This window comes from Methanosarcina sp. UBA289, from assembly GCA_002496565.1.
Taxonomy (GTDB): Archaea; Halobacteriota; Methanosarcinia; order Methanosarcinales; family Methanosarcinaceae; genus Methanosarcina.
In genome coordinates this window covers 20,443-33,840 of sequence record DAKJ01000019.1, presented here as the reverse complement: position 1 = coordinate 33,840, position 13,398 = coordinate 20,443, and the positions used below count along the sequence as shown (strand labels likewise).

Here is a 13,398-nt window from a genome sequence, read left to right as displayed (position 1 = left end):
TAACATCGACCCCTCAATCACCGAACATTGATCCGGCATCGTCCATATCTGAATAATCGTAAAAATCATCATCTTTGTATTTGCTTTCGACTTCTGAAGGCTCTTCATACTCTTCAACAATCTCTTCTCCAAACTCATCAAGTAGGGTTTCCTTTATTTTAGCTGGGAGTTCCGGTACCTTTACAACCACACGCTCAACGTTAAGATCATAGAGGATTTTCTTTATTCCGTCGATCTCCTCTATTCCTGTTGAAAGCTCAACCATCTCGGCAAAATTTTTCACCAGACCACAGTTTGGACCTTCAGGGGTTTCCGAAGGACAGAGTCTTCCCCACTGGGTTGCATGCAGGTCTCTGGCTTCAAAGTGAGGTTGGGCACGGGAAAGAGGAGAAATTACACGGCGAAGATGAGAAAGCGTGGAGATATAGTCGTTTCTGTCAAGAAGCTGAGACACACCTGTTCTTCCTCCAACCCAGTTTCCGGTTGCTAGTGGGTGCTGCAGGCGGTCAGTCAACACATCTGCCCTGACTATTGTTGCGACATTCAACTCCCTGTTCCTCATGTTTGCACGTTCGAGCTGATATTTTATGTCTCTTGCAAGCCTGTTGAAAGATACCCTAAAGAGATCTTCCATCAGGTCTCCTGCGAGTTTCAGCCTTTTATTTGCGTAGTGGTCTTTATCGTCTTCCGAACGCTTACCAAGCGCCAGCTCGAAACAGGACTCCGCCATTCTTGCCAGGAAGTGAGCCTTGGAGATCCTGTCTCTCATGTCGTTTCCAAGATGAGGGAACAGGTACCTGTCAATAACATAGTTTGCTCTTTTTATCTGGTATTCCTTTGCCTGGCCTGCAGCGACCCTAGCTCCAATTTTCTCGATTGCCTCTTCCTGGGTTTCGACTTCGGCTTCTTCGAGGTTTTCCAGCATGAATTTGATAATTTCGGGATCGCTTGAAACTGCATTTACAATATCTTCATCAGTTACAATCCCAAGAGCTCTCATCAGTGTAATGAAGAAGACTCGACCTGAAATTGAAGGGAAAGAAACCTCAAGCAGGGATTTTCTTCCTCTTTCTACGATTACGAGGGCTCTGTATCCGCGTTTCTGTGAGAAAACCTTTGCAACTTCTATGGTATCGCCGTACCTCTCTCCATACTCTACAAGAATTTTGTTAGGAGCGAGGTCTTCAAGAGTCATAACCACTCTTTCGGTACCACCGATAATGAAATATCCCCCAGGATCAAGGGGATCTTCCCCATAACGAACTTTTTCGGTTTCGCTGAGCCCAGGAAGGTTACAGATCTTGGATTTGACCATGATAGGAAGCTGTCCGATTTTTGCTTCCATTACTTCGGACTCAACTCCGTCTTTTACTACGCTCATTTCGAGGTAGAGAGGGCCTGAGTACGAGAGGTTCCTGAGCCTTGCCTCGTTGGGATAAAGTTTTTCGATTGCCCCGTCGGCTTCTTTTACCACAGGATGTTCTACCCGGATTTTGCCAAGTTTGAGGTAGGTATCCTCGATATCGGTTTCTATTATTCTCTGTTCATCTATGATTTTTTGCAGCCCGTAATCTATAAACTTGTTAAACGAGTCTATATGGTGCTGCACTATTTTATCCCGTGTAAAATAAGCCTGCGACAGTATACTTGTTTCTAACGCGATGATAGCACCCTCTTTGCTTTATTAAAATGAAAATCAAGAGATTCTGATCCTTAGATCGGTATGCAACTGTTGAATTTTGCCGTATGATGGTGCGTGGAATTCAAAAAGACACATTCCGTGAAGAAATTCAATCTTGCAAGCGGTTTACCCCATGCCGCTTACTCGATCACAAGTCTGTAGTACTCTGCCTCCCCTGCAGTTTGACTTTTTCTTGTGATTTTCACTACGTCTCCGACAACAGCTCCTATTTCTTTACTAACAGGATCCTGCACTTTGATTTTCGGAAGTTGCTCCTTTTCTATGGAATATTTGCTCAAAACAGATTTTAACTCGCCTTCAGACATAATTTCATGTTTAGGGACCGACTCATGGTCGAGCAGGCTGAATTTTGTCAAATCCTTTCCTCCAAAAATAAAGTATTCAAAAAATTTGTCAGGTCTGATTTTCCCGCGAATGGCCTTTCCGCCGGATATAATAAAGAACATGGCGGGCCCGTAGGGATTTGAACCCTAGGCCGACTGGTTAAAAGCCAGTCGCTCTGCCTGACTGAGCTACGGGCCCAGTTACTTTTTTTACATCATTTTACTTCTTTGCACCTGGAGCTTTTTTCATGCCACCCTGCTGCCCCGCTGCCTCAGGGAGCACCTCTCACACCGGTGCAACCCTCTAATTATAGCTATTCTATAAATAGTTTATGGTGAGATCCTTTTTTCTCCCGGAATTCCTGTATATTTAAGCTGAAATTATTTCTCACGTGACGTGTTTTTACGGGATTTTTTTAGATTTTGCCAGTAAAATATATGTACGATAATTTTTAACTTTTTAAAAGTAAGGCCAAAAATTCAATTTATTTCTCTTATTCCCGGGTAACTTGAGACTTTTGCCCCAATTCTGAATAACGTCCCTATTCCCGGTAGTCACCCTCTCCAAAATAAAGTATTAATTAGTCAAATCCAAATTTCTAAATTTAAGTATTTTAAAAAATGCAAGCAGGGTATGTATATCTCAGCTCTAATGCCTCTATCATCTATAATAGAGTGATCTATAGAGCTATCTCGAGAGCCACTTGATTAATGATATAAATATGTAAAGATGTACATCCTGAAAATTTTACTAATTCTCCTATACTGTAAGTTTTATAACAAATTCAGTTCCAGAATCCCTGTTTAATTCAAGTTCACCATCTAATTGATCTACCAGGATGGTTACCAGCTGTATTCCAAGCGTATCGGAGTCTTCTATATTAATGCTTTTAGGTATGCCTACTCCGTTATCCGAAACGGTCAGGGTATAACCGGTAGTTTTACTCTTCCCATTGCTGTCTTCAATTGCACCGTTTTCAAAATTTCCGTTTTCGTTCCTGGAGAGTTTTATCTGGATTTCTCCGGTTCTACCTCCCGGAAATGCATGTTTAAGAGAATTTGAGACAAGTTCGTTAACAATCATACCTAACGGAACTGCGGTGTCCATATCAAAAAAGGTGTTTTCCTCTATTTCCAGAACCTTCTGGGCTCCTGAAGCTCCAATGTTGTAACACTTGAAAAGGTCCTCAGTCAGCTTCTGCAAGTACGTTGCAAAGTTAAGTGTACTTACTTCTCGGGACCCATACAGTTCTTCATGGATCAAGGCCATAGAAATAACCCTGTTCTGACTATCCCTGAAAGCTGAAAGGACTTTTGAAGTATCATATACATCATTGCCAGCAAATTTTTCAGCCTGGAGATCAAGCAGAGATGAGATCACTTGCAGGTTATTCTTTATTCTATGATGAATTTCCTTTTTACGGGCTTCTTCAATCTTTTTCAAGGTGTTTTCTGCCTTTTTCCTTTCTGTGATATCCTTCATTATCCCAAGGACTTTATTTGTGAGATAATTTCCTTTTTGAAGGTAGACTCCATGATCTTCTATATGGATATAACTTCCATCTTTCCTTCTCAAACGATATTCCAAATGGAAGTTTCTTTTATTTTTTCTTTTATTTTCAGTTTTTTTTATGCTTTTACCGCAGTCTATTATTTTTTGATTCCAGACATTTTTCTGGTCGTCAGGATGAACATTGTTTATCCAGAGCTTAACTCCGGTGCTCAGTAATTCTTCCTGAGTATATCCTGTAACCTTTTCTATGGCACCTGCCCAGTAAATTTTATCTTCTTCAATGTCATACTCGTATACGAGCTGGCCGGTCTGTTCTGTTATGATCCGATATCTTTCCTCACTTTTCTGAAGCTTTTCTTCGGCTTTTTTACTTTCAGTTATATCTCTGACAATAACTGAGATAGCTATAAGCTCTCCAGATATCTCTAAAACCGGAGAAAGAGTCATTGAGATATCAATAATCTTACCGTCTTTTCTTAACCGTGAAGTCTCATACTGGTGAATCTTTTCTCCCTGTCTTACCATTTCAGTTAGTTTTAGTGTTTCGTTTTCCAAGCCGCATGGTATTAGGAGTGTTGCAGGCTTTCCCAATATTTCTTCAGCTGAATATCCGTATATTTGTTCTGCTCCCTGGTTCCAGCTGGTAATGAAACCGTCAAGAGACCGGGTTATAATAGCATCATTTGATGATTCCACTATATTTGCTAAGTTCTGAACTCTTTCCTCTGCTTTTTTACGCTCAATGGAATACTGGATAGAACGTTTCAATAACCTACTGTCTACCTGCCCTTTGACCAGGTAGTCCTGAGCACCTTTCTTTACAGCATCAATTCCTATTTTTTCATCACTTATCCCAGTAAAAATTACAATGGGAATTCTTGAATTCCTTGCATGAATTTCAAGAAAAGTATCAATGCCATCACTATCTGGCAATCCCAGGTCAGATAATATTATGTCAAACAAGTTCTCTTTAAGAAAACTCAAGCCTTCTTTCAAGGTTTCAGCATTTTTAAGTTCATATCGAAAGTCGGCGGATTCTTCGAGCATCTCTTCAATTAAACCTGCATCCCCGGGATTGTCCTCGAAAAGTAAGATTTTTACTTTTTCTTCCATAGCCAAACCGTCCTATCCGGGTTAACTTGACTTTACTTCGATGGCAATTTTACAATCTCAAGCCAGAAATTTTCTATAGATTTAACTACTTTTAGAAACTGGTCAAAGTCAACAGGTTTAGTAATGTATGCGTTGGCATGAAGATTATAAGATCTCAGTATGTCCTCTTCAGCTTTGGAAGTGGTTAAAACCACAATAGGTATATTTTTTAGTTCATCGTCGCCTTTAACTTCCTCAAGAACTTCACGCCCGTCTTTTTTTGGTAAATTTAAATCCAGTAGTATTATATCCGGGCGTGGGGAGCCTGAAAACTGTCCTTCGCCACGTAGAAAAGCGATTGCTTCTTCTCCATCCTCTACAATATGAAGAACGTTCCCGATTTTTGCGTCTTCGAAACCTTCTTCTATTAGTCCAATATCGCCTTTACTATCTTCTACTACAAGAATCTCTACCGGTTTAAACGCTATCCGAGTTTTCATACCTATTTCCTTCCTAAATGATGAAGCTAAGCAAGAACCTTGAACTTTTCTGAAATTGATTATCGAATTTAAACCCAAATTTCAAAGAGGTCAAATTTTTTACGATATTTCTTTATTATAAAATTTTATAGGAATTATTGGTAGAGTGAAGTAAAAGATCGAACCTTTACCTGATTCAGATTCTACCCAAATATGTCCTCCATGTCTTTCTACGATTTTTTTACAAATTGAAAGCCCTATACCTGTTCCAGGGTACTCTTCTCTTTTATGAAGCCTTTTAAAGACTTCAAAGATCTTATCATAGAATCTGGAATCAATTCCAATTCCGTTATCCTGTACTGAAAATAGCCATTGTTCGGCCTTTTCCTCTGCAGAAATCTCGATTTTCGGGGCTTTTTCACTGCGGAATTTTATAGCATTACTGATAAGATTTTGGAATACCTGAGCTAACTGGATAGAATCTGCCATTACTACAGGTAAAGAACTATAGGATATACTGGTTTCACTTTCTTTTATGGATACATCTAAATCAAATACTACCTGATCCAAAATAGATTTGCAGTCTGTGGGCTCGAATTCTCTGGCTTTTGTAGTCACTCGAGAATATTCTAGAAGATCATTTATTAGATTTTGCATACGGGTAGCCCCGTCTACCGCAAAATAGATGTATTTGTCAGCTTTATCGTCAAGCTTTCCCTGATATTTTCTTTGCAGAAGCTGTAAGTAACTTGCTATCATTCTTAAGGGCTCTTGCAAGTCATGGGATGATACATAGGCAAATTGCTCTAATTCTGCATTTGAGCGAGCAAGTTCCTCTAATTTTAGTTTTAACAGTTCTTCTGCTTTTTTTCTCTCAGTAATATCTCGTGCTGCAGCAAAAACCCCAATAACCTTACCGGTTTCGCCTTTGTAAATCGAAGCATTATACAAAACAGGAGTTACTTGACCATTCTTGTGCTGGATTTCAAGAGGATAATCCCAGACTTCACCTTCTATAAACGCCTGTCGATATCCTTCACTGGCTTTTTCAGAGTCTGTAAAATAATCCGAAAAATCAGTTCCTATCAATTCATTTCTGGAATATCCTGTAACCAGTTCTGTAGCCTTATTTAAATCGGTTATCTTTCCGTCAGGCCCTATAGTAAGCAGGGGGTCGAGACTGGCTTCAATAAGGCTACGGTTATAAATGTTTGATAACCTCAGAGCCTCTTCTGCCTTTTTCTGTTCACTGATATCACGTGCAGCTGCAAAAATTCCAATAACTTCTCCAGCTTCATCTCTGTAAACCGATGAATTATACAAAACCGGGGTTATATGTCCGTTTTTATGCTGAATTTCCAATGGGTAATCTCGCACCAGCCCTTCCCGGAATACATGCTGATATCCTTCTCTGGCTTTCTCAGGCGCGGTGAAATAATCTGAAAAATCAGTCCCAATTAACTCCTCACGAGAATAACCCGTAGCAAATTCTGTTGAATTATTCACATCAGTAATTTTACCATCCGGACCGATAGTTACAAAGGGATCTATACTGGCTTCAATAAGACTGCGATTATATGCGTTAGCCAGTTTTAATGCCTTTTCTGCCCTTTTCTGTTCGGTAATATCCTGAACTGTTCCTCGCATCCAAACAGGAATTCCTTTATCATTAAAAATAGCTTCAGCCTGTTCATGTACTATACGTTCTTCTCCATTGGCTGATATAATCCTGTGATCAATACTGTAGGTCTTTCCGTTTAAAGCCTCTTTAACTGCATTATTTACATAATCTCGATCTTCTGGATGTATATACTCCATAAATGCATCGTAAGTTACCCCAAATTCTTGGGGAATGCATCCAAAAATGCGATAAATTTCGTCAGACCAGTAAAGTTCATTATTTATAATATTCCATTCCCAGTTTCCAAGATGCGCCATTCTTTGAGCTTCAGCAAGGCCTTTTTCGTTTTCTTTCAGTGATTCATAAGCCTTCTCAAGCTGCATTGTACGTTCTTCAACTAACTCTTCCAGGTTATCAAGTGTTTCATTCAGTTTTGCTTCTGCTATTTTTATGTCTGAAATATCACGGGAAATTGAAAGAATGGAAGCAATTTTCCTGCCAATAAACTCAGGTACTATTTTTGTGTTAAAATAGTATTCTTTCCCTTGAGGCGATATGTAATGGAATTCCATTGTCATAGGTTTTCCTGTGGCGAAAACTTGCTGATGGTGTTCTTCCCAGAACTTTACATGCTCAGGATCTCTTCCCAATTCAGTTTTAGTTTTCCCGATAATTTCTTCCTGAGGAAAACCATAAATTTCGGTAGCGGTAGGATTAATGTACATATAGCGGTTTTGTGTATCAAAACGAGCAATTATGTCAGGAGAATTTTCAGCTAATGCACGGAATTCATTTTCGCTTCTAAGTAATGCTTCTTCAGCCTGTTTGCGTTCGTTGATGTCACGTGCTACATGAACGCTACCGATTATTTTTCCTTCAGAGTCATAGAGTGGCGAGACACTCACTATGAAGTAACCACCTAGGCATTCCTCGCAAATCTCCGCAGTGTGTTCAAGCCCATCCTCAAGCATCCTCCTATGCGGACAAAAAGAAGGAGGCCTATCCGTCCCATGTACAGCCTGGTAGCAGGTTAAGCCTGTACATTTTTCGGGTTTCAATCCAAATCGTGCCGCCATTGCCTTGTTTGCACGAACAATTTTATATTCATTGTCAAGTATGGCTATCAGGTCTGGCACAGCATCAAAGGTGTATCCCCAATGCTGCTCTATTCCAAGAGCTTTTTTTCCTTCTTTTTTGCGCCTGGAACTCTCGATCTGCTCCCATTTTTCTTCCTTCTTAACCAGAGCAAACTGATGGTTGCTGACAACGTCAATTATGTTAGTTGCGCTGCATTTCTCAAGGAAATAAGTGCATAGAGCCATCATCTGGTAGTTACCAATAGTAGTATCTATTAGTTCTTCATATTCGATGAAATCATTCCAGCCTTCTTTTTCCAGCCAAAAGGTGTTTCCGCTCAATCTCAGGCCATCGTAGCCTTTAGCTAGAGCCTGATCGAGTTTTTCAATCCACCCATTAAGTATTCTTTGCGGATCGAAAGTCCCATCTACTACATACCAGCAGTCATAGGGAATAATTTCGATTTGCCCTCTCTCCAAGTAAATATCAATCTCGGAATAAGCCTTTCTCAGGGCTTCTTTTGCCTCTTCCTCATCGAGAGGCTGTGATGTAATCCACATACAAAATTCATTATTTTCCAGTCCTGCTTTGAAGTAGGGGATAAGTATGTCAATTAAATCTTCTTTTGTCTGGTAGAATTGACAGAAGTGAGTTCCCCAGGGCGCATCTTCAATAATATCAATGCCAGATTTTCTCAAACTTTTTTGCATTCCAACCCTTTTCCGAATTTCAAAGGTAATTTAAAAGTTTGTTTTTAATCAATACAATAATTGGTCACCCGTGAGTGATTTGTTACTTATAAGATCAGGCAATTTTCTAGACAATTTTCTAAAATTTTGTCATATAAACCAATTTATTCATTATCCCTTTGCCAGGACTTTCAAAATACGGAACCTGATATCGAAATATTTGATGTAAGCTTTTGATATAATTGTTTGATTTAATTTTTGATGTAATCGTTTGATGTTTAATGCCCAACTTTTAACCCACTCCTTGTCAAAGTTTTTAGCCTTTGAATGTTTTCTTGTACATCAGGTATCCATTATTTTCTAACCTATTTCTCTAACCTCTGTTAATCAATACTTCATGTTCTAGGTCTAAAGAGTAATTTACGTATTTGCTGCTATCGATTTCACCTAAATTTCCGCTACTGAAATCGAATTCCACCATTTTTGTAAAAAGTAAAAATATGTTCTTTTTTCAAATGTATTTCTAAAATAAATTATACATTTGTTATGTTCTTTGCAAATTATTGGTTATAAAACTGCCTATGATAAATATCAAAATATTTAACTCTCGACAAAAATTCTTAAAAAAGAAATTCAATAGTACTATATCAGTTAATAAATATTCAATAAGTTGAACAATGTTTATGAAGTAAAGTAATTTAGGAGATAAAATTTTATTTAGAGACCATGTTAAGTGGTTATAAAAATATGATAAAGATTCTGAGATGCGGTAAATATTATTGCCTTGTGAAAATGGAATGCAATCAAAAATTAAAGCAGTAAGATTACTGCACTTTAAATCGTCAGAATCTCTTGACTGCGGAAAGTACTCTTTTTGTTTTCTTAATTACGTCCCGCACTCCCAGCCGCTCATGTAGCATTCCTGTGCCGGTGTGAGTTCATCTATACTTATGCCCATTGATTCAAGTTTCATTTTTGCCACAAAAGTATCAAGTTCAAGAGGTACTTTATGAACTCCGTTCGTAAGCTTGTTTTCGGCAATATAACGCACACAGAGGGCCTGGTTTGCAAAACTCATGTCCATAACTTCGGCAGGATGCCCGTCGCCGGCAGCAAGGTTAACCAGCCTGCCTTCAGCTATAACATTGATGCGCCTGTCGCCGAGATCGTATTCTTTTATGTTATGTCTTACGATTCGGACGGATTTAGCAAGGGAGGCAAGGGCTTCCATATCGATTTCCACGTTGAAGTGCCCGGAGTTTGCAAGGATTGCTCCGTCCGGCATGGTCTGGAAATGTTCGGCTGTGAGGATATCGCGGTTTCCGGTAGTGGTCACAAAGATTTCCCCTAATTTTGCAGCGTCTGACATTTTCATTACCCTGTACCCGTCCATCCTGGCTTCAAGGGCCCTTATAGGATCGACTTCGGTAACGATTACATTTGCTCCAAGGCCTGAAGCTCGCATCGCAACACCGCGCCCGCACCAGCCGTAGCCTGCAACAACAACGTTTTTGCCTGCTACTAAAAGGTTTGTGGTTCTGTTAATTCCATCCCAAGCTGACTGGCCTGTTCCATAGCGGTTATCAAAAAGAAATTTGGTCATGGCATCGTTTACCGCAATAACTGGCATTTTCAGGGCTCCTTCCTTTTCCATTGCATGAAGCCTGTGCACACCGGTAGTTGTTTCCTCGCAGCCGCCCAATATGTTCGGAAGTAGGTCGGTCCTTTCCTTATGCAGTTTAAATATAAGGTCTGCGCCGTCGTCTATGGTGATATCGGGTTTGATGTCCAGGACCCGGTCGATTGCTTCGTAATATTCCTGGCTCTCGACTCCGTATCTTGCAAAACAGCTTATATTCTTGCGGGTACCGAGGGCAAGGGCCACATCATCCTGCGTGCTGAGAGGATTGCAGCCGGTGATCGATACCTCTGCACCTCCTGCTGCTAGGGTCTCTACAAGGACTGCAGTTTTTGCTTCCACATGCAGGGCCATTCCTACCTTCAGCCCTTTCAGGGGTTTTTCTTCCTCAAACTTCTCCCTGACAATAGCAAGTACAGGCATATGGTTTCTTGCCCAGTCCATTTTCATGTTTCCGGATTCTATGAGTTCTTTTTCGGTCATGTTGATCCCGTAGTATCAGATAGGCAATTGAATTCAATTTATATTAAATCAAACATATTCGATTTCTTTAAAAATCAAACAGAAGTGTTTACATTTAATTCATTGAGGTTACACACTGGAACATTATTTCAACTTATTTATCCACTTCTGGTATTTAATTACAGCATTATATCTGGGTTTCATATCAAAATATTTCAATGTAGTCTGGTATCAAGATCCTATTTCATTAGAGGGTTAGGCATTTACCCTTGCAACAAGTTCTTCTGCAGCTTTTTGAGCTTCTTCCATTACTTTCTGCTCGTCCAGGGCCAGTACCCTGTAATCGTCCATCAGGATTTTTCCGTTTACAATTGTTGTCCTGACATCGCTTCCTTTTGCAGAGTATACTAGGTGGGAAGGAACATCAAAGCAGGGGGTAAGATGCGGTTTTTTCATGTCCACTACTATCAAGTCCGCTTTCATTCTGGGTTTCAACATGCCGGTTTCCGTGCCTAGGGCTTTTGCACCATTCACTGTTCCCATTTGAAGTACCTGTCTCGCAGGAAGGGCAATAGGGTTGAAAGTATTGACTTTGTGCAGAAGAGCAGCCGTTTTCATCTCCTCAAAAAGATCAAGGTTATTGTTTGAGGCACAGCCGTCAGTGCCAAGGCTCACATTCACTCCTTTTTCGAGCATTGTGTGTACAGGTGCAATCCCTGAAGCCAGTTTCATATTGCTTATGGCATTGTGGGAAACATTCACCCCTCTTTTCCCAAGAATTTCTATATCGCCTTCCGAAAGCCAGACACAGTGAGCGGCGAGCACATCAGGCCCGAAAAATCCTATATCTTCCAGGAGATGTACCGAACATTTACCGTACCTTTCTTTCATAGCTAGGAGTTCGGCTTCCGTTTCAAGGACATGGATATGGATGCCGGCACCATCCCTGTTAGCCTCTTCCCTCACCTTTGCAAGGAATTCCTCAGAACAGGTATTCGGGGCATGGGGTCCATACATTGTTTTTATTCTGCCACCGGCAGCTCCCTGCCAGGCTCGAACAAAGCGTTTACCTTCCTTAAGGTCGGTTTCTCCTTTTTCTTCGTTCCAGAGTTCTATGAGCCCATGACAAAGTGAAGCCCGAAGTCCTGATGCCTCAACAGCTTTTGCGGTTTCGTCCATATAGAAGTACATGTCTGCAAAAGAAGTAGTGCCCGACTTGATCATTTCCAGGCAGGCAAGCAGGCTGCCTTTATAAACATCTTCTGCAGTCAGTTTTGCTTCGGCAGGCCAGATATGTCCCTCAAGCCAGTCTGCAAGCTGTAAATCGTCGGCATAACCCCTAAAAAGCGTCATTGCGGCATGAGTATGCGTATTTACAAGCCCTGGCATTACTACCGAATGTTTTGCATCAATTACAGTCTCGGCACTTTCACTGGTCTTTTCTCCGATCTCCGTAATCTTTCCGTCTTCAATAACAACAGTCCCGTTTTTGAGGTCTCCCACTTCAGGGTCCATTGTTAAAACGTAAGCATTTTTTATAATTATGTCAGCCATATAATCAGATCCGTCAAGTAATGAACTGAAGCTGTTCAACTATTCTGAATTTAAGAATCCGGTCCAAATTTAAGAAATTCTGGACTTAATAAGCAACTGAAATTAAAAGGTATTGAGATTAAGAGGTTATCCTAAAAAAAGTTGTCCTGAAAATTATGCTAAAACCCAGTGAAGAAGGTTCTTCGCTGTTCTGTATGGGTTTAAAATAATTGATTAGTTAGCAAGTATTCAACTCAAACATGAAAACGTCAAGCTTGAATGTGATTTTCGACAACGATTATTTCTATATTTTAGGATGTTACTTAAACATTTAAGAGACAAATGGGAGTTACCCACTCGAAATAGCGAAGAGCCAATTTTTGCAACACAACCTTTTAAAAAGAATGTGAAAAACATAGAACTACTGAACTGCAACATGTATCTGAAGCTCCAAAGTTATTTTAATTTTTTTGACTGATCTTCAGATTATGGGTGCTGCAATAGTATATTGTCTTTGTCATTCTGCCGAATCACTTGGAGCGTGTCTTAAAATTAAATCTGGTTCTATAATTGGGTAGGACTTATGCATTTAAATTGATAAACGGAGTGCCAAACTGTTAATGCCCAAAACGAAAGTTTAAACCATGATGCTTATTGTGTTTGATTTTATATATCGAGTACGCAATATGAATTTAAACAAAACGTTGCCTATTATCCAATTGTATAAATGATTTGAATTTTAAGACAGCCTCTTAGCAAGGTCACAGGCGAGAGTAAATATATTCAGTTCTTGACTAACTTATGGCTATTGATTGAAAATATATACAGAAATGAATACTTTCACACAAAATTTAATATTTATATACTAAGTATTCGTATAATATATCATGAAAAAAAGTACCATATCAGAACAAGAAAAATCAATCTCGATATGTAATCACATGATTACGAAGACCACATGTAAAATGGAAAAGATGTTTGTAGAGCTCGAAAAGGATTTAGGTAGTTTAGTTGAAGATGAAGAAAAAATGAAAAAGTTATCAAATAATCTACAAACATTAAACAACATTATCGAAGTTTTAAAACAGTCAAAACTTTATATTCAAGAACATGAGAGTTCAATAAACGAACTTCATTAATATCTAGTCCTACTGTGACCTCTATCTTGATTTAATAGAAAGTCACAGAAAAAAAGGCTCTTCGCCATTCTCTATGGGTAAGATGATTTTCAATTCAAGACCGCATTGGTTTTTATGAGGACGTCATGA

The 13,398-nt window shown here is 39.6% G+C and carries 8 protein-coding genes and 1 tRNA gene; 1 reads left to right on the top strand and 8 read right to left on the bottom strand.

The features are described 5' to 3' along the window. Positions 1–13 precede the first annotated feature (13 nt). From BP549_RS11825 to BP549_RS11790, 8 genes are all read right to left on the bottom strand, one after another. Complete coding sequence (locus BP549_RS11825; RefSeq protein WP_394339081.1) at positions 14–1,609, bottom strand: DNA-directed RNA polymerase subunit B''; 1,596 nt, start codon at positions 1,607–1,609, stop codon at positions 14–16. Positions 1,610–1,821: 212 nt separating this feature from the next. After that, positions 1,822–2,058 (bottom strand): DNA-directed RNA polymerase subunit H, encoded by a 237-nt coding sequence (locus tag BP549_RS11820; RefSeq protein ID WP_292372264.1) that lies wholly within the window; start codon positions 2,056–2,058, stop codon positions 1,822–1,824. Between the two features lie 89 nt (positions 2,059–2,147). Then, positions 2,148–2,224, bottom strand: a tRNA-Lys gene (locus BP549_RS11815). Positions 2,225–2,785: 561 nt separating this feature from the next. Then, positions 2,786–4,651 carry a PAS domain S-box protein gene (locus BP549_RS11810; RefSeq protein WP_292380883.1) on the bottom strand — a complete coding sequence of 622 codons (1,866 nt, stop codon included), beginning with the start codon at positions 4,649–4,651 and terminating at the stop codon, positions 2,786–2,788. A gap of 32 nt (positions 4,652–4,683) precedes the next feature. Next, on the bottom strand, positions 4,684–5,130 hold the full coding sequence (locus BP549_RS11805) for a response regulator (RefSeq protein WP_292372268.1): 447 nt from the start codon (positions 5,128–5,130) through the stop codon (positions 4,684–4,686). Between the two features lie 99 nt (positions 5,131–5,229). Continuing rightward, positions 5,230–8,517: a PAS domain S-box protein gene (locus BP549_RS11800; RefSeq protein ID WP_292380882.1), complete on the bottom strand. Its 3,288-nt coding sequence runs from the start codon at positions 8,515–8,517 to the stop codon at positions 5,230–5,232. A gap of 865 nt (positions 8,518–9,382) precedes the next feature. Further along, positions 9,383–10,618, bottom strand: a complete 1,236-nt coding sequence (locus BP549_RS11795) for an adenosylhomocysteinase (protein ID WP_292372272.1) — start codon at positions 10,616–10,618, stop codon at positions 9,383–9,385. Between the two features lie 234 nt (positions 10,619–10,852). Then, positions 10,853–12,151, bottom strand: coding sequence for an amidohydrolase family protein (locus BP549_RS11790; protein ID WP_292380880.1), 1,299 nt, complete (start codon positions 12,149–12,151; stop codon positions 10,853–10,855). Between the two features lie 920 nt (positions 12,152–13,071). Between BP549_RS11790 and BP549_RS11785 the strand changes: the two genes are divergently transcribed. Next, positions 13,072–13,269, top strand: coding sequence for a hypothetical protein (locus tag BP549_RS11785; RefSeq protein ID WP_292380878.1), 198 nt, complete (start codon positions 13,072–13,074; stop codon positions 13,267–13,269). Positions 13,270–13,398: the final 129 nt, after the last annotated feature.